The 17,160-nt window shown below is 51.5% G+C and carries 16 protein-coding genes; 9 read left to right on the plus strand and 7 right to left on the minus strand.

Annotated features, from left to right (window positions below; all coding sequences use genetic code 11):
* The first annotated feature begins 4 nt into the window (after positions 1–4).
* The 4 genes from BLP79_RS10170 to BLP79_RS10185 are packed head-to-tail and all read left to right on the plus strand — an operon-like array spanning position 5 to position 3,771.
* A complete protein-coding gene (locus tag BLP79_RS10170; protein ID WP_090218640.1) occupies positions 5–754 on the plus strand; it encodes an SDR family NAD(P)-dependent oxidoreductase in 750 nt (249 codons plus the stop codon).
* Positions 755–770: 16 nt separating this feature from the next.
* Entirely contained in the window at positions 771–2,669 is a 1,899-nt protein-coding gene (locus BLP79_RS10175; RefSeq protein ID WP_090218642.1) for a propionyl-CoA synthetase, read from the plus strand.
* Entirely contained in the window at positions 2,669–3,016 is a 348-nt protein-coding gene (locus BLP79_RS10180; RefSeq protein WP_090218644.1) for a RidA family protein, read from the plus strand. Before BLP79_RS10175 ends, BLP79_RS10180 begins: the two co-directional genes overlap by 1 nt.
* Before the next feature lie 11 nt (positions 3,017–3,027).
* On the plus strand, positions 3,028–3,771 hold the full coding sequence (locus BLP79_RS10185) for an amino acid ABC transporter ATP-binding protein (protein WP_090218646.1): 744 nt from the start codon (positions 3,028–3,030) through the stop codon (positions 3,769–3,771).
* A 140-nt stretch (positions 3,772–3,911) separates the two neighbouring features.
* On the opposite strand, the gene BLP79_RS10190 is transcribed toward BLP79_RS10185, so the two are convergent.
* Entirely contained in the window at positions 3,912–4,586 is a 675-nt protein-coding gene (locus BLP79_RS10190) for an SDR family NAD(P)-dependent oxidoreductase (protein ID WP_090218648.1), read from the minus strand.
* A gap of 619 nt (positions 4,587–5,205) precedes the next feature.
* On the minus strand, positions 5,206–6,090 hold the full coding sequence (gene purU / locus BLP79_RS10195; RefSeq protein WP_090218650.1) for a formyltetrahydrofolate deformylase: 885 nt from the start codon (positions 6,088–6,090) through the stop codon (positions 5,206–5,208).
* A 391-nt stretch (positions 6,091–6,481) separates the two neighbouring features.
* Here purU and BLP79_RS10200 point away from each other — a divergent pair, with 391 nt between their 5' ends.
* The 5 genes from BLP79_RS10200 to BLP79_RS10225 all read left to right on the plus strand — a co-directional run bounded on the left by BLP79_RS10200 (position 6,482) and on the right by BLP79_RS10225 (position 12,173).
* Positions 6,482–8,365 (plus strand): PhoX family protein, encoded by a 1,884-nt coding sequence (locus tag BLP79_RS10200; protein ID WP_090218651.1) that lies wholly within the window; start codon positions 6,482–6,484, stop codon positions 8,363–8,365.
* A gap of 297 nt (positions 8,366–8,662) precedes the next feature.
* Complete coding sequence (locus BLP79_RS10210; protein WP_090218655.1) at positions 8,663–9,820, plus strand: ABC transporter substrate-binding protein; 1,158 nt, start codon at positions 8,663–8,665, stop codon at positions 9,818–9,820.
* A gap of 49 nt (positions 9,821–9,869) precedes the next feature.
* Positions 9,870–10,943 carry a FecCD family ABC transporter permease gene (locus BLP79_RS10215; protein ID WP_090218657.1) on the plus strand — a complete coding sequence of 358 codons (1,074 nt, stop codon included), beginning with the start codon at positions 9,870–9,872 and terminating at the stop codon, positions 10,941–10,943.
* On the plus strand, positions 10,940–11,713 hold the full coding sequence (locus BLP79_RS10220; protein WP_090218658.1) for an ABC transporter ATP-binding protein: 774 nt from the start codon (positions 10,940–10,942) through the stop codon (positions 11,711–11,713). Before BLP79_RS10215 ends, BLP79_RS10220 begins: the two co-directional genes overlap by 4 nt.
* Complete coding sequence (locus BLP79_RS10225; RefSeq protein ID WP_232716166.1) at positions 11,697–12,173, plus strand: pseudoazurin; 477 nt, start codon at positions 11,697–11,699, stop codon at positions 12,171–12,173. The genes BLP79_RS10220 and BLP79_RS10225 overlap by 17 nt, the downstream gene beginning before the upstream one ends.
* A gap of 107 nt (positions 12,174–12,280) precedes the next feature.
* Here the strand turns inward: BLP79_RS10225 and BLP79_RS10230 are convergent, their stop codons facing one another.
* The 5 genes from BLP79_RS10230 to BLP79_RS10250 form a co-directional block, all read right to left on the minus strand.
* Positions 12,281–12,952 carry an ABC transporter ATP-binding protein gene (locus BLP79_RS10230; RefSeq protein ID WP_090218660.1) on the minus strand — a complete coding sequence of 224 codons (672 nt, stop codon included), beginning with the start codon at positions 12,950–12,952 and terminating at the stop codon, positions 12,281–12,283.
* A 2-nt stretch (positions 12,953–12,954) separates the two neighbouring features.
* Positions 12,955–13,752 (minus strand): ABC transporter ATP-binding protein, encoded by a 798-nt coding sequence (locus BLP79_RS10235; RefSeq protein ID WP_090218662.1) that lies wholly within the window; start codon positions 13,750–13,752, stop codon positions 12,955–12,957.
* A gap of 1 nt (position 13,753) precedes the next feature.
* The gene (locus tag BLP79_RS10240) at positions 13,754–14,737 is read right to left on the minus strand and encodes a branched-chain amino acid ABC transporter permease (protein WP_090218664.1); all 984 of its coding nucleotides are present in this window, start codon (positions 14,735–14,737) and stop codon (positions 13,754–13,756) included.
* Positions 14,734–15,630, minus strand: a complete 897-nt coding sequence (locus BLP79_RS10245; protein WP_090218666.1) for a branched-chain amino acid ABC transporter permease — start codon at positions 15,628–15,630, stop codon at positions 14,734–14,736. The genes BLP79_RS10240 and BLP79_RS10245 overlap by 4 nt, the downstream gene beginning before the upstream one ends.
* 148 nt (positions 15,631–15,778) lie before the next feature.
* On the minus strand, positions 15,779–17,068 hold the full coding sequence (locus BLP79_RS10250) for an ABC transporter substrate-binding protein (RefSeq protein WP_090218669.1): 1,290 nt from the start codon (positions 17,066–17,068) through the stop codon (positions 15,779–15,781).
* Positions 17,069–17,160: the final 92 nt, after the last annotated feature.

Consider the following 17,160-nt stretch of genomic DNA (forward strand, 5'->3'; position numbering starts at 1 on the left):
GAAGATGAGCGAACAACCTATTGCGTTGGTGACTGGCGCTGCTCAGGGAATTGGGCTGGCTTGCGCCAAATCGTTACTCGAAGAAGGCTACCAGCTTGTTCTAGCGGATATAAACGCCGAAGGTGTCGCCCAGGCCGCTAAAGATCTTGGAGCACTTGCAGGGCTAGCCTGCGACATGGGAGATCTTGATCAAGTCAACGCGATGATCGACACAATCGAAGCAGATTTTGGTCCCATCGCAGCACTTGTCAACAATGCGGGTATCGCGATGCCCGGCGACTTTTTGACCTATGAGTTGGACGCTTTCGACAAGGTTATGGATGTAAACCTGCGTGGTGTCTTTGTGGCCATGCAGCGTGTCGCAAACACGATGGTCGAAAAAGGCATCGCAGGTGCTATTGTGAACATGTCTTCCATCAACGCACAGGTCGCTATTCCATCCATTCCTGCCTATTGTGCCTCAAAAGGAGGCATTATGCAGTTGACCAAGGTTGCTGCCCTGTCCCTTGCCAAGCATAATATCCGCGTCAACGCAGTTGGCCCCGGCTCCATCGATACAGAGATGATGGCAGGTGTAAACGCCAACCCTGATGCAATGAAAATGGTTATGTCGCGCACCCCCCTTCAGCGCGTCGGCGAAGCCCGCGAGATTGGCGATGTTGTCGCATTCTTGTGCTCCAAGAAAGCCAGCTACATCACCGGTGAAACCATCTATGTAGATGGTGGTCGGCTTGGCATGAACTACACCTGTTAAGGGAAAGAGCCACACGATGAGTTACGCAGACGCATATGCTTCCTGGCAAAAGGATCCAGTCGCTTTTTGGAAAAAGGCTGGTGAAGGGATCGATTGGTTCACTCCAGCAGAGAAGATATTTGATCCCGATATGGGGGTTTATGGTCGCTGGTTTACAGGCGCGACCTGCAATACCTGTTATAATGCTGTGGACCGCCATGTCGATGCGGGTCATGGAGAACGTCTGGCGATCTCATATGACAGTCCGGTAACCGACACCAAAGCGACCTTTTCTTTTGCACAAGTGAAAGAAGAGGTCAGTGCACTTGCAGCGGTGATGCGCGATCAGGGCGTGGAAAAAGGTGATCGTGTCATCATCTACATGCCAATGGTCCCACAGGCCATTTTTGCAATGCTCGCCTGTGCCCGCTTGGGGGCTGTGCATTCTGTGGTCTTTGGTGGCTTTGCGCCCAAGGAACTGGCCACTCGTATCGACGACTCCGCTCCCAAATTGGTAATTTCGGCCTCATGCGGGATCGAGCCAAACCGCGTAATTGCATATAAGCCGCTTTTAGACGAAGCGATTGAGCTGTCATCAAGCAAACCAGACAGTTGCATCATTTTGCAGCGAGAGGCGCTGACATGTGATCTAAAGGCCGGGTATGATATCGATTATACACAGGCAGTGACAGCTGCAAAAGCTGACGCGCGCGGCACCGAATGTGTCCCGGTACTCGCAACAGATCCACTTTATATCTTGTATACATCAGGGACGACAGGTCAGCCCAAAGGCGTTGTACGTGACACTGGTGGGCACATGGTTGCAATGCAGTGGTCCATGCATGCCCATTATGGTGTGAAACCTGGTGAGGTCTTTTGGGCCGCCTCGGATGTGGGTTGGGTCGTGGGTCATAGCTATATCTGCTATGCACCCCTCATCGCAGGCTGTGGCACGGTGGTTTATGAAGGCAAACCCGTTGGCACCCCGGATGCTGGTGCCTTTTGGCGGGTGATCCAAGACAACAAGGTAACCGCACTGTTCACTGCACCAACCGCGTTTCGCGCAATAAAAAAGGAAGACCCCAAGGGAGAGTTGATTGATCAATATGATCTCAGCCATTTCCGCACGCTGTTCTTGGCCGGTGAACGGTCTGATCCAGCAACAATCGAATGGGCGCAAAAACATCTAAAACGCCCAGTCATCGATCATTGGTGGCAAACAGAAACCGGCTGGGCCATGTCAGGAAACCCTGTCGGCTTGGGCTCATTCCCTATTAAACTAGGTTCTCCCGGCAAACCAATGCCCGGCTATGATATTCACGTTCTGGATGATGACGGAAACCCGGTGCCCCCCGGCACCCTGGGCAACATTGTCTGTAAACTCCCCCTGCCACCTTCTGGGTTTCCAACGCTTTGGCAAGCGCCTGACCGGTTTCAGTCGAGTTACTTAGAAGAGTTTCCCGGCTATTATGCGACCTCTGACGCAGGGATCATCGATGAGGACGGCTATGTCTTCATCATGGCGAGGACCGATGACATCATCAATGTCGCAGGGCACCGGCTGTCTACCGGCGCAATGGAAGAAGTTCTGGGTGCACATCCTGACGTCGCAGAATCTGCGGTCATTGGTGTTGCGGATCCTTTGAAAGGCCAGATGCCATTGGGGTTTTACGTCGCCAACGACGGCGCAAACCGTGACCCAGACGAGCTAGAAAAAGAGCTTGTGCAATTGGTTCGTGCCAAAATCGGCGCGGTTGCAGCGTTTAAGACAGCCCTGCCTGTAAAACGCTTACCAAAAACAAGATCCGGGAAAGTCTTGCGCGGCACAATGCAAAAGATTGCAGATCAAAAGACTTTTAAAATACCCGCTGCCATCGACGATCCTGAAATTCTGTCTGAAATCAATGATGTACTAAAAGGAAAAGGCCTGCTGTGATGATTGAACGCAAACAAACTGGCACACGTATGTCAAAAATCGTGATCCACAACCAAGTGGCTTATTTGTCCGGTCAGGTCGGTGCTGGCGACACCGTTGCCGACCAAACCAAAGATTGCCTGTCTCGCGTTGATGCACTTCTGGAAGAGGCAGGTTCGGATCGCAAACATATCTTGCAAGCCATCATTTGGCTTTCCGATATGAATGACTTTGCAGAGATGAACGATATTTGGGATGCATGGGTTCCTGAAGGCCATGCGCCAGCCCGTGCCTGTGGTGAAGCGAAACTGGCACGCGATGTGCTAAAAGTGGAAATCATCGTCACCGCCGCAGTCAAAAGCAGCTGAGAGGACATCAGATGGCTGAAACACCTGCAGTTCAATTGAAGAACGTAGAAAAATACTATGGGACGTTCCACGCGCTGAAATCCATCAACCTTTCGGTTGGCAAGGGTGAGAAGATCGTCGTGTGCGGCCCTTCTGGATCCGGCAAATCAACGATGATCCGAACCATCAATCAGTTGGAAGAACACCAGTCTGGCGAGATCCTGATAAATGGCGCACCAATCAGCGCAAATGATCCTACGATTGATGATCTACGTCAGGATGTTGGCATGGTGTTTCAGCACTTTAATCTGTTTCCACATATGACAATTCTAGAGAATTGCACCCTCGCCCCAACTGTGGTGCGCAAAGTATCTCAGAAAGACGCTGAAAAAACCGCGATGGCCTATCTTGAAAAGGTGCAGATCGCCAATCAGGCTTTTAAATACCCCGGGCAATTATCTGGCGGCCAGCAACAGCGTGTTGCAATCGCACGCGCGCTCTGCATGAAGCCAGAAATTCTCTTGTTTGATGAACCAACTTCCGCACTGGATCCCGAAATGATCGGCGAAGTGCTGGATGTGATGGAGACCCTTGCAGAAGAAGGGATGACCATGGTCTGCGTGACTCATGAAATGGGATTTGCACGCAAAGTAGCGGATCGCGTGATCTTTATGGATGCGGGTGAGATCATCGAAGAAGACACACCAGACGCGTTCTTCACCAATCCCAAGAATGAGCGCACGCAAACCTTCTTAGAACAAGTCTTAACCCACTAGTAAGCGTGACTAAGTGCGAAACTTTTTACATACCATTGAAAAGATGGGGGAGTTTTAGCGCATATCCAGGTCAACAAGTGAAGCAGTTTTGCAGCCTTGTTCACAAATAGCACAGTCTACAATCAGCTAGGCCAGGAAAATTACCAAGGCACCCGCTTGCCTGCCCAGTCCAGAAATTGCCCGGTCTGTTGCGGTTCAAGATCTTTCATCACCTCGATAAGCTGGGCTGCGGCCACTGGCGCAGTCCGCTTCTCATACCCGGGGTAATCGGATGTAAACGCTGTTTGCACAGTTCCCGGATGCAAAGCGACGACACACGCATTCTTGTGCTTTCGCGCAATTTCAATCGCGGCACTGCGAACAATCTGGTTCGCCGCAGCCTTTGAGGCGCGGTAGGAATACCACCCACCAGATCGGTTATCGCTAATCGAACCGACACGCGCAGTTAAGACTGCAGTCACTGTGGGCCTGTCTGGCGTCAAAATTTTAGGAATATGGCGTAAAATCAAAGCAGGCCCGATTGCGTTTACTTTAAACATCTCAGCCATGACCTCTGCCTCAATCGCAAACAGCGATTTTTCTGGCGAGTGTTGGGACGGGGCAAGGATACCTGTGGCCACGAAGACAAGGTCAAACGTCCCCTCCAGCATTCCAAGGCATCGGTCGACTGTAGCGGGATCAGCTAAATCAAACCCATCTCGACTGCGAGAAAGCCCAACCACTTCCACGCCATTTACGCGCAAAGCTTCAGAGAGTGCGGATCCAATCCCGCCACTCTCGCCTAAGATCAGCGCACGTTTTGGCCAGAAAGACATCAAACACTCCGTTTTTACTACATAACTCTATTCTTGATGGTTGCTGGCGCGACCACCGCGGAGAGACACCCAAACGTAACGATAACAGTGAAGCAATTTATGCTGTTTTCAAGTGTCTCACCCGCGCTAATCCAGCAACAAGCGGCACGTTCCTTCAGCCTAAGCCCTGACTGAGTGGCGACCTACAATCTGGCGAATGTTTGAATTGTTCCGCGCTCACCTGCCTAGATCCCAATTTCAGAGCCACTAATTTGGGATTTTCTAATAAAATTTCTTGCACCGGAGGTCGCATTCCGAGCGCGTGATGGGGTCTATGGTGATAGCAAACGGCGCAGTTTCCCTATTGCCGGAACACATTCTCTGGCGAACGCCTATTGGGAATTGCATTGGTTCTTACCACTGCAACCTTATCAGTGCTTAATCCGATCATGGTACGTAAACTCAACAAAATGAAAACTGCTGGCACGATGCTGGCAGCAGTTGAGCAACAGAAACCAAAACACAATATAGCTCTCTTTATGGTCCAGACAGCAGAGAGACAGCCTGCCCCCATCACATATATTCCGGTGTGACGGGAGCATGAGGTGTTTATGGCGCAAACTGACGTTTTGTGCCCTCTTTAGCCCATACGCTCACTGGAAAAAGAGCCAGGGCTTGCTGGGAAAACGACCGTCTTATTACCATTTAGAAATGCACGATGGTGTGCATGCGCATGAATGGCGCGCGCCAGCACTTGGCTTTCCACATCACGTCCTAACGAGACGTAATCTGACGCAGATTGAGCATGAGTAATCCGGACAATATCCTGTTCGATAATCGGTCCTTCATCCAGATCTGCGGTGACATAATGCGAGGTCGCGCCAATCAGTTTCACGCCTTTCTCAAAAGCCTGCTTGTAAGGGTTGGCCCCTTTGAAAGAGGGCAAGAAAGAATGGTGAATATTGATGATCCGGCCTGACATCTTCTGGCACATTTCATCTGACAAAATCTGCATATAGCGTGCAAGAACGATCAATTCTGCACCTGTTTCCTCAACAACGCGCATAATGTCCGATTCGGCTTGTGGCTTATTCTCTTTGGTCACCTTAATTCGGTGAAATGGAATATCCTGATTCACGACAACCTTTTGATAATCCATATGATTTGAAATTACCGCAACAATCTCAATTGGCAAGGCACCGATACGCGCGCGGTAAAGCAAATCATTCAGACAGTGGCCAAAACGGCTGACCATGATGATAACTTTCATCTTTTCCTGTTCATCATGGAAAGAGAAATTCATATCAAACTGGGTGGCGACAGTTTCAAATCGCTCCTTCAATTGCGCAAGCGTGGTGCCGCCTTCAGAGCGAAAACTCACACGCATAAAAAACTGGCCCGTTTCGCTATCGTCGAACTGGGCGCTGTCAGTGATGTTACAGCCTTGTTCATTGAGATAGCCGGAAATAGCCGCGACTACTCCACGCGTAGAAGTGCACGTAACTGTCAGGCAAAACTTTTGCATAAGAACCTCGATTTAGGTACGCAGAGCACCGCTCTGCCAAAGACGATAGACCTAGCATACGCAACTAGTACGTATGCCAGCCACCTATCAGCCCGGTATCAGACCCTGATCGCAGTTGCCAGCCATCTCGAATCCAGTCAACCAATCAAATAGGCGACACGATATGCACACCTCAATTGCGTCAACAAACAAAGGTCAACCACAGCTTTTCAACGCGTGACGCAAATTAACGTGCTGCTGTCGTTCTTTAATTTTTGATTAATATATGTGCAAAAAATCGACAAATAAGCTCAATAATTGATCAAAATAAAAACACATCATCTGTCATCTTAACGTCATAACAACCCTTTAGGCGCTGCGACAAATGTCATTAGCAAATGGAGTTAGCAAAATGACTGATAATCGCGTTGATCTGTCTTGGGACGAATGGGACGAACTGAACGACCCTCGTTCGAATACCAGTGAATTTGATCAGGTTGTTGAAGCGGCTCTGTCACGTCGTGGTTTCCTGAGCGGTCTGGTCGCTTTTGGCTCCGGCGCTGCTGTTATGGGCACCGGAGCACTGCTGTCTTCTACAACCACTGCTGAAGCTGCAACGACTAAGCGTTTCGCATTCAAGCCTATTGAGATCGCGACAGACGCCAGCGTGCACGTCCCAGAGGGTTATAACTGGGAAATTCTGACTCGCTGGGGTGATCCTTTGTTCTCGGACGCGCCAGACTTCAGCCACGAAACCGGTGGTGATGCAGTTTCTGACCGTATCTTTGGTGAAAACACCGACGGAATGGAACTGTTCGAGGTTGGTGATAAACAGCTGATTGCTGTGAATCACGAATATGTAAACCCAAAGGTTAACCTGCCCAACAACGAAGATGGCAAAGCCACTTCTTCGGAAAACGTGCGCAAACTGCAAAACCTGCAGGGTGTGTCTGTGATGGAAGTGGAAGAGACCGGCGAAGGTTGGAAAGTTGTCGTTGATAGCCCTTACAACCGCCGTATCCACCACAACACTCCAATGCGCATTGCGGGCCCAGCCGCAGGCCACGATCTGCTGAAAACAGCTGCAGATCCAGAAGGTATCGAAGTTCTGGGCACCATGAACAACTGTGGTTCCGGTAAGACGCCTTGGGGCACATACCTGACCTGCGAAGAAAACTTCAACGGCTACTTCGGTTCCACCGATGCAAACTTTGAGCAAACTCCGGGTTTCAAACGCTATGGTATCAAAGGTGAAAGCCGCTACCAGTACGAACTGTTTGACGCGCGTTACGATCTGGCGAAAAACCCCAACGAGCCAAACCGTTTTGGCTATATCGTTGAAATCGACCCAACCGATCCAAACGCAAAACCCGTAAAACGCACTGCCCTGGGCCGCTTCAAGCACGAAAACGCTGAAGTTGTAATCGCAAAAGACGGCCGTGTGGTTGTCTTCTTGGGTGATGATGAGCGCGGCGAATACCTCTACCGCTTTGTATCCAAAGGTGTTTACCAGCCCGGCGGCGACACCGACAATCTCTTGGACGAAGGCACGCTCTATGTCGCTAAGTTCAACGAAGATGGCAAAGGTCAGTGGCTGCCGTTGACCCCAGAAACCACCGGCATGGATGAAGTGGAAATCTACATTCACACCCGGATGGCGGCATCTGCAGCTGGCGGCACCACCATGGACCGTCCTGAGTGGGTTGCTGCAAACCCAATCTCAGTACAAGCTTACTGTGCGCTGACCAACAACAAAAACCGCGGCGTAAAGCCAAATGCTGGTGGCGACGACACCTCTGTCAATGCGGTAAACCCACGCGAAACCAACAACTATGGCCAGATCGTGCGCTGGACACCTGCAGATGAAAACTACGCATCAGATGCCTTTGATTGGGATCTCTATGTGATGTGTGGCAATCCAAACGTCCATAACGACGAATACGCCGGCTCGTCCAACATTCATCCGGGCAACATGTTCAACTCACCCGATGGCATGGCCTTTGACACTGCAGGTCTTCTGTGGATCCAAACCGACGGTAACTTTAAGAACGAAGGCGATTTCGAAGGTCAAGGAAACAACCAGATGCTGGTTGGCGATCCAGAAACCGGTGAAATCGTACGCTTCATGACTGTTCCATACGGTGCCGAAGTTACCGGCTTGTGCTGGTCAGCTGATCGCCGCTCTATGTTTGTTGGCATCCAACATCCAAGCGCATCTTTCCCAGATGGTGAAGGCAAATTGGCACGTTCTGCAGTTGTTGTCGTAAAACGCGACGACAACGGCATCATTGGCTAAATAAAACACATGTAAGCAGCGGCGTCCTTCCACCAGAGGGCGCCGTTTTTCGTCATGTGACACATCAGGGCATGAGTGTAATTCTCCTTCTCTCGATGCATCACAAACGGCTCTTTATGCTCATCGCAGAGTAAGGCGCACTTGGAAGATACAGGCTGTCGGCGGTCTCAATCGCCACAAGCTGGGAAGCCATTCCATTGAGAGCAAAAATACACAAAAATACTTGATAAAAATACTTGGCTTTAATTGGCAACTCGTTTAGACGACGGCCTGTAATCATCTATTTCGGAGACCGCTATGTCTGTTGTGACATTAAAAAGCGGCTTCCTTGGTGCTATTGCAGCCAGCGCGGCTTTGTTCGTGCAAGCCCCCGATGCTCAAGCAGAAGCCTTGACCCTGACCGATATCGCCGGTCGCCAAGTTACTCTGTCAGAATTACCTGACAAAATCATCCTGGGCGAAAGCCGGATGATGTACGCTATCGCTCCACTGATCGACGGAAACCCGTTTAAAAAGATCGTCGGGTGGAAAGATGATCTGGTTCAGTTTGATCCTGACACGTTCCGCAAATATCAAGCTGCTTTCCCAGAAGACACCGCGCGTCAGATCAATTTTGGCAACCCATACGCAGGTGACTTCAGCATCGAAGCCGTGCTGGAGGCCGAAGCAGACGTTGTGCTGCTGGATGTGGGCAATCTGTTCAAAGCCGAAGAAACTGGCCTGATCGAAAAGCTGGACAAAGCGGGCGTGCAGGTGGTGTTTATTGACTATCGCCGTAATGCTACTGAAAATACCGTTCCATCGATGTTGATCTTGGGCCGTTTGTTTGGCGAAGAAAAACAAGCTGCTGAATTCATTGATTTCTACATTGCGCAGATGCGCAAGGTCACAAATATCGTTGATGGCATCCCCGCCGAAGATCGTCCGTTGGTGGTCGCGGAAAACGCCGCCGGCTGGCAGGAAGATTTCTGCTGCTGGTCTTGGGGGCCATATAACTATGGTCGTTTCATCGAACTGGCAGGCGGTGTGAACTTTGGCTCTACTCTCGCCAACGCCTATTCTGTCACCTTATCGATGGAAGGCGTGATTGCGGCAGACCCCGATGTTGTCATTGGTACTGGTGCCCGCTGGAACGAAGCGCGCCCCGAGGTGACTTCAGTTCTTTTGGGGTACGAAGGCGACGAAACTGAGAACACCGAGCGTCTGGTCGCTCTGTCACAACGCGACGGTTTCAAAGACATGCGAGCCGTGAACGAAGGTCGCTTCCACTCGATCTACCACCAGTTCTACAACTCGCCTTACCATTTTGTGGCGATCCAGCAGATCGCGAAATGGCTACACCCCGAAGATTTCGAAGACTTGGATCCCAATGCCACGTTGAACGAATTGCATGATAAATTCCTGCCGTTCGACAACTCAGGCCAGTTCTGGGCCAGCCTTCCCGTCACAAATTAATCTCCCACCTGCGGCCCGATTTGGGCCGCAGGGCTTTTCAGAGAACCTCATGACTGATTATTCCACCCACGCACCAGCTGTTGACGCCCTAACAGCGGGCTATAGAACACGGAGCCTGCGCCGAATGGCACTTGTCGGCGTTGCGGCTGTCCTGCTCGTGTGCATTGTTGTTATCGACGTCATTACTGGTCCAGCGGATCTCAGCTTTTGGCGCACGCTGCAGGTCATTCTTGACCCGTCAATCGCAACCCCAAAAGAAGGGGTTATCATCTGGGATTTGCGCTTGCCGGTTGCCTTGATGGCGGTCGCCGTCGGCGCGATGCTGGGCGTAGCCGGGGCTGAGATGCAGACCATTTTGAACAATCCCCTGGCAGATCCCTTCACATTGGGATTGTCATCAGCCGCCAGCTTTGGCGCAGCTTTGGCTATTGTGATGGGCTGGTCAGTCATTCCGGGTGTCGGCGCACTATTTGTCACGATGAATGCATTTGTTGTCGCGATGGCCACCTCGATGGCTCTGTTTGCCTTCACCCGCCTACGCGGGGTCTCGCCCGAAGCAATGATCCTTGTTGGTATCGCCATGTTGTTTACATTCAACGCATTACTGGCGTTCCTACAGTATGGTGCATCGGAAATTCAGCTGGCGCAATTGGTATTCTGGCAAATGGGTTCTTTGGCGCGTGCCACTTGGGAAAAGGTTGGCATCTGCCTGGCAGTTCTGGGACTGGTGCTGCCCTATTTCATCTATAAATCCTGGGCGCTGACTGCCCTGCGCATGGGCGAAGAAAAAGCGGCGGCACTTGGCGTGAACGTGTCCGCTCTGCGTTTGACGGTACTGGCAGGCGTTTCCTTACTGTCGGCGGTTGCTGTGTCTTTTGTAGGTGCGATTGCTTTTGTAGGTCTGGTGGGGCCACATATAGCGCGTATGATCGTGGGCGAAGATCAGCGTGGCTTTCTGCCTCTGTCGGCCCTTGCAGGCGCGTTGATCCTCTCTGGTACATCCATAGCCTCCAAAGCGATCACGCCGGGCATCGTCTACCCCATCGGTATGATCACCTCGCTGATCGGCATCCCGTTCTTCATCGTATTGATCCTTGGTCAACGTAAAAGGCACTGGCAATGAACGGTTTAACGGTCTCCAACCTGTCCTTTTCCTATGGATCGCGCGCCATCCTGCGTGATGTCACATTTGATGCCCTGCAACCCGGGCAGTTAACGGCCCTGATAGGCCCTAATGCTGCTGGGAAATCCACACTTTTCAAATCCATTGCAGGGCTTTTGAAACCCTCAACCGGTCAAATCACATTGGGGGGGCTTGATCTTGCAACTTTGTCCGCTCAGGCTCGACTGAAGCAGATCTGCTTCATGCCCCAGTTCTTTGCAGCCAATGCTGCGCTTACAGTGTTTGATGTGGTGATGATGGCGCAAAAACAGCTGCGTGGCTGGCGGGTCAACAGTGCAGATACGGCCGCCGTCGCACATGCGCTTAGCGCAGGTGGCATTGGCCATTTGGCTGAAGCCTATGTGAGTGAATTGTCTGGCGGGCAATCCCAGATGGTATCTGTGGTGCAGGCGCTTGTGCGCCAGTCTGATGTTTATTTATTTGACGAACCCACATCAGCCTTAGACCTGCGTCATCAGTTGGACGTCTTGGGGCGCATCCGGGCCGCAATACGCGACCGGGATGCCATCGGTATGGTGGCCCTACACGATCTCAACCTAGCCGCACGCTACGCGGATCACCTGATCCTGATCGGCAATGGTGTGATCCAAACCCAAGGCACACCAGAAGAGGTTTTAAACAGCCCGAAGATTGCTGAAGTTTACGACGTAGATGTCGAACTCTTGGTCGGGCCCCGAAAGGATTTGCTGGTTCATGCATACGCGTCGTAATTTTTTCCTATCCATGTCCGCGCTGGCGGGTGTTGGCACAGCCGCATGGGCCTGCCCCGCTCCGGTTGCCCAAGAGAACCAACACAGTATTCTGATGTTGAATGCCGCCTGTGGTGAAGACAATACACCCAATGTTTTTGAACCCGCGATACTGCGCGTCAACGTCGGGGACAGTGTAACCTTTGTCCCCACGGATGCGGGCCATAATTCAGCCTCCAAACGCGGCATGATCCCCGATGGGGCAGACCCTTGGAATGGAGCCGTAGACGAGAATCTAACCATCACGTTTACTGTGCCGGGCATCTATGGGCACATTTGCGTGCCGCATTATGAATGGGGCATGGTCGGATTAATTGTAGTGGGTGACGATCTCTCTAATCTAGCTTCGGTTAAAAAAGTCCGCCATCCCGGCCAGGCGCGGAAAACCTTCCGAGCCTTGTTAAAAACGCTTGAAACATAGATTTCAAACCTACACCAAGCGCACCGCATTAAAGGAATGTCTTCAATGCGGTGCGCAGTTAAGTAAGCTTCCCATGATACGCTTTACATGGAGCGCTACGCCGCGAACTAAGATGATGCGCTGACCTCGTTCGTCATCTCCATCAAGCTTATGTGCCCCCGCTCAATCGCGTAGACTTTGTCGACCACTTTCTGCGAATGCGTATAGTCAGACTCAGACACAAGAACCGTCAGGTTTTCTGACCGCAGGTCTGCGATGACCTCCATCAGGCGTGCGGCAAGCGCGGGTGCAACCCCTTCAAAGGGTTCATCAAGGATCAAAAGATCGGTTCCCGCAACCATCGCCCTTGCCAGCGCCACAAGTTTTTGCTGGCCTCCACTGAGCGTCATCGCTTTACGATCGGCAAATCGACCGATTTCTGGCATCAGATCATACACCCATTTGAGACGGGTCAAATCTGTAATCTTATTGGCCCATAGGGACACCATGATGTTTTCTTCCACCGTGAAATGTGGAACCAATCGGCGATCTTCAGGCAGATATCCGATCCCTTGTCCGGCACGCTCATGGATCTTTGCACTGTGCAACGCATGTTCGCCAAAATAAATGCTGCCTGCATCCACGGAAAGCGCCCCCATGATTGCACGGATCAATGTGGTCTTGCCTGCACCATTGCGGCCAATCAATCCACAGGTTGTGCCTGCCGCGATCTCAAGGCTCACTTGGTGGAGAATTGGCACCCGCTGAATGGAGAGATCTACGTCTTGGACTTTCAGCATTTTTAAACCTCCTGTACGCTTGCCGCAGTGGAAGCGGCATTCCCAGAGCGGTGAAACTCACTGCCAATGACAAACTCGCGGACCTCTTTGTTCTCGAGCACCTCTTCGGTCGGGCCATCTGCCAAAATGGTGCCTTCATAAAAAGCCACACACCGCGGAGAGAACCTTTCGATGATTTCCATGTCATGCTCGATAAAGAGCACAGCGGTTCTGGTCTCTTTCAACGCATCGATCAGCACTTTCATGAAGCCCATCTTTTCATCCGCGCTGACCCCACTTGTAGGTTCGTCCAGAAACAACAGATCTGGGTTGGCAACCGTCGCCATGGCGATATCGACAAGCTTACGTACCCCTTGCGCCAGCGTCTGGATTTCTTGTTCGGCGTGGTGATCAATCTTGAAGCGCCGCAAGAGTTCCATTGCTTGCTCTTTCAAGCTCTCGTTAATCGCGGGGCGAAACAGAACTGGCCGCGTTTGCTGTGCAACGGTCAAAGCGATCAGCATGTTTTCGATCACAGGCAATTCTGGGAACAGCTGTGGGATCTGAAAAGATCTACAAATCCCAAGACGTGTAATGTCACGCGTGGGCGTTCCGGTGATTTCCTCACCTTTGTAAAGGATCTCACCTGCGGTTGGCTTCAGATAGCCTGTGACCATATTCACAAAGGTTGTTTTGCCGGCCCCGTTCGACCCAATAACACCAAGAACCTCACCTGCTTCGATTTTTATATTTACATCTTTGGCGGCGTAAACTGCCCCAAACGTGCGCTCCAGATTGCGCGTCTCTAACAACACAGCCATATCAGTCCCCTACCGAGATCTTATCAGCACTGTCGTCTGATGGTTTCGTGGATTTTCGAGTGGTTAACAGCGACCATAGCCCTTTGGGCAGATAGAGTATGGTCAGCAGCATCACCGAGCCCAAGATCATCTGCCAAGTGTTCGGCGAAATCTCGACAGCATAAACTCGTAGAATTTCCAGTAGGAAAGTTCCGATCAAAGGCGCTGCTATGTTTCCTGTGCCGGACAAGATGGAGATGAAAACAAACTGGCCAGATGTGGTCCAATTGGTCATTTCAGGGTCGACATGTCCCAAGGCAAGCGCCCAGAGCACGCCACCAATTGAGGATACGACAGCGGCCAAAACATAGGTGATATGAACCGCATGATGCGCTGATGTGCCAAGATATTCAACGCGCACCTCATTTTCACGGATAGCTTCATTGATATAGCCAACAGGGCTTTTCAAGAAACGATTCAACAAGATAGCACAAACCACCACCACCAAAGCAGTAAAGGTATAAAGGGTAAGGCGGCCTGTCTCTCCCTCCGGCGCCCACCCCAGATATGTTGCGCTTGGCAGATTAAATCCATCTGTACTGCCCAGTTCCTCGGTACTGGACAAAAGCCCAAAAAGGATCATGGAAATCGCAAGTGTCAACATCGCAAAGAAGATCTCGCGGTAACGGCGCAGCAAAAACCCTGCAATACCTGCCACGATCAACGCAGCCAGAATGCCTGCAGCCAAGAGCAGGAACAGATCCGAGATCCCAAGGAACTTTGCCAGCATACCCGCCGCATATCCGCCTACGCAAAAATACAGCCCTTGTCCAAACGACACGAGCCCCGCCCGCATCTGAATCATAACGCCCAGCGCAACCAACCCTGTTCCCAAAGAGACCTGAACGTAATTCACAACCCATTTGGGCAAGACAAAGGCGATCAGGATCAGCAACGGCAAAGCCAGTAGCAATCCCGTCTCGGTACGGTCCATTTTGATGTTCATATTTTTCTACTTTCTGCGAGCGCAAAGAGACCATAAGGCTTCACGGCGAGAACAGCAGCCATGACGAGGTAGATCGAAAACAGTTCGGCTGGTGGATAGAGATGGACTGAGAGTGCCCGTGCAAATCCAACGATCAATGCACCCAGCATTGCACCGCCGATGGACCCCATGCCGCCGATCACGATGACCGCAAAAGACAACACGATGATTTCAGCACCAATGCCTGGCAGGACAGAAATTTCAGGAGCAGAAATGGCGCCTCCAAGCGCGCCGAGAATTGCACCAACCACAAAGGTCACGGTGAAAAACAGGGTCACATTAATCCCCAAAGCACCGCTGATTTCGCGATCCTCGATCACGACAAGCAATAGCTTACCAACGCGGGTTTTGTTCAAAACCAGAAACAGCGCTGCGCCAACAGCCAGTGCAACCGCCATAATGATAAATTTGTAGACCGTATACGGGATGTCCATCACATTGATGGTTCCAAAGTGAAAAGCAGGTTGCCACGCCACGTAAGATTCTGTTCCCCAGATCAACTTGGTTGCATCTTCAAGGATCAGGAAAATCGCATAGGTGACCAGCACCATCAGCACTTCATCACGGCCATACATGTATCGCAGTATTCCCCGTTCAACCAACAGCCCGGCGATGGCCCCAGCCAGAAGTGCTGCCAGAGGAATAAGCAGGAACGAATAGACAACTGCGCCCCCAGAATTCACAAAAAGCCCAATAGCCCAAGCCGAGGAATAAGCCCCGAGTGCATAAAAGCCCCCATGGGCGATGTTTAGAATTCTCATCACTCCGTAGATGAGAGTCAGGCCTACCGAAGACAAAAACAGCCATGCGGCAAAGCCCAGACCATCCACGGAAATCGCGACGGCGGTTTGCATGGTCAACTCCTTTAGTCGTAGTAAATTGGATGGCTTTTAACCAAAGCCACGATCCAAGAGAGGGCGCGAGTGCACGAAGGTCAGCACGCTCGGCTCTCATTGGTTTGGGGATGCGTGCCACCACGCACCCCTCAGTTTTTGGGACAGTTTATTCGCAGGTGGCGCCGTCAAACCCACCTTTGATCCACTCGCCAGACGTGACACCAACTGGTGGGTTCACACAACCCGCCGCATAGCTGCGTACGTTTTTGACGGACCCTTTGCCGGTTGAGGCATCAAATTCATAGGTTCCGTAAGCAATACCAGTAGCCGCCTGATGTCCATCGGACAAAGACATGGATACCTCACCGGATGCGGATTCAAATGTTAGACCGGCCAAAGCTGCGCGGATGGCATCGGGATCAGAAGACTGCGCTTTATCTGCGGCAGCCTTTAGCGCCATGATGGACTGGGCCATTTGGTAGGATGGGCTAACAGGCGCAACACCAAAGCGATCAAAGTAGGCTTGTTCAAACCAGTTTGCGAGCTCGGTATCAGGAGCATATGGACCGTTAAATCCACGCGCGCCGATAATTGTTCCGTTTGGAATTTGCGCACCAAGACGCGGGATTGCCGTATCAGAAGAGGTCAGCACCATTTGGCTGCGATCAAACAGGCCGCGACCGGCGCCCTGAATGATCATCGCTTCGAGATCACCACCCCAGAAACTGGAATGCACAACATCAACTTTTGCGCTTAGCAAAGCGGAAATCTCTGATCCGTATTGACCTGCAAAGATCTTGGGAAACTGCTCGCTATCGACTTCTACGCTTGATTTGAGGGCAGCAATGGTTTCAGAGAAATCTCTCCAGGAATCTTGTCCCCATGCATAGTTCTGGTTTATGCCGCCAATCGTTTTCAATTCAGGCGTGGTGTCCAGAACGTAGCGCGCAGCTCCAACATTATCCATTGTCGCGTGGCTCATGGAGCGGAACAGGTATTCTGGTTCGGTCACGATCTCTTCAAAGATCTGTGGTGTCCCGCAAATCGCAAAGACAGTAAGCTGCTTCAGCTTTTCCGCCTCAGGCGCAATCGCTTTACAGCTTCCCGATGAAGCGTATCCAACGACCGCGTCGACTTCATCCTTGTCAACCAGCTTTTGGTAATCAGCTACCTTCTGTTTTGAATTCTCGTCAATGACGACCTGTTCGATCATCGCGCCCCCAATACCCGCAGTATCATATGGGGCAGGCATTGTGCCTGCGTTGATGGCTTCGATCACCACTTCAGCAGCGTTTCGGCCCGGGATACCGAAAGGACCGGATGCGCCACCAGAAAGGAACGTCACAACGCCAATTTTGAACGTCGCATCATCCGCCTGTACAGCTGGTGCAAATGCGCTTGTACCAACAAGCGCAGACAGCGCGGCAGAGGCCATCAGTGAATATTTCGTCTTCATAGGTACATATCTCCCTACATGTGCAACTTTCGCTTTTATGGAAGTCGCTTCAATATCAGGCAGGGTATTCAAGCCTCTTCATCACGAAAACG

This window comes from Epibacterium ulvae, from assembly GCF_900102795.1.
GTDB lineage: Bacteria > Pseudomonadota > Alphaproteobacteria > Rhodobacterales > Rhodobacteraceae > Epibacterium > Epibacterium ulvae.

Coding starts and splice junctions, on each gene's coding strand:
- BLP79_RS10170 (WP_090218640.1), top strand. CDS start 5: ATGAGCGAACAACCTATTGCGTTGGTGACTGGCGCTGCTCAGGGAATT.
- BLP79_RS10175 (WP_090218642.1), top strand. CDS start 771: ATGAGTTACGCAGACGCATATGCTTCCTGGCAAAAGGATCCAGTCGCT.
- BLP79_RS10180 (WP_090218644.1), top strand. CDS start 2,669: ATGATTGAACGCAAACAAACTGGCACACGTATGTCAAAAATCGTGATC.
- BLP79_RS10185 (WP_090218646.1), top strand. CDS start 3,028: ATGGCTGAAACACCTGCAGTTCAATTGAAGAACGTAGAAAAATACTAT.
- BLP79_RS10190 (WP_090218648.1), bottom strand. CDS start 4,586: ATGTCTTTCTGGCCAAAACGTGCGCTGATCTTAGGCGAGAGTGGCGGG.
- purU (WP_090218650.1), bottom strand. CDS start 6,090: ATGCAAAAGTTTTGCCTGACAGTTACGTGCACTTCTACGCGTGGAGTA.
- BLP79_RS10200 (WP_090218651.1), top strand. CDS start 6,482: ATGACTGATAATCGCGTTGATCTGTCTTGGGACGAATGGGACGAACTG.
- BLP79_RS10210 (WP_090218655.1), top strand. CDS start 8,663: ATGTCTGTTGTGACATTAAAAAGCGGCTTCCTTGGTGCTATTGCAGCC.
- BLP79_RS10215 (WP_090218657.1), top strand. CDS start 9,870: ATGACTGATTATTCCACCCACGCACCAGCTGTTGACGCCCTAACAGCG.
- BLP79_RS10220 (WP_090218658.1), top strand. CDS start 10,940: ATGAACGGTTTAACGGTCTCCAACCTGTCCTTTTCCTATGGATCGCGC.
- BLP79_RS10225 (WP_232716166.1), top strand. CDS start 11,697: ATGCATACGCGTCGTAATTTTTTCCTATCCATGTCCGCGCTGGCGGGT.
- BLP79_RS10230 (WP_090218660.1), bottom strand. CDS start 12,952: ATGCTGAAAGTCCAAGACGTAGATCTCTCCATTCAGCGGGTGCCAATT.
- BLP79_RS10235 (WP_090218662.1), bottom strand. CDS start 13,752: ATGGCTGTGTTGTTAGAGACGCGCAATCTGGAGCGCACGTTTGGGGCA.
- BLP79_RS10240 (WP_090218664.1), bottom strand. CDS start 14,737: ATGAACATCAAAATGGACCGTACCGAGACGGGATTGCTACTGGCTTTG.
- BLP79_RS10245 (WP_090218666.1), bottom strand. CDS start 15,630: ATGCAAACCGCCGTCGCGATTTCCGTGGATGGTCTGGGCTTTGCCGCA.
- BLP79_RS10250 (WP_090218669.1), bottom strand. CDS start 17,068: ATGAAGACGAAATATTCACTGATGGCCTCTGCCGCGCTGTCTGCGCTT.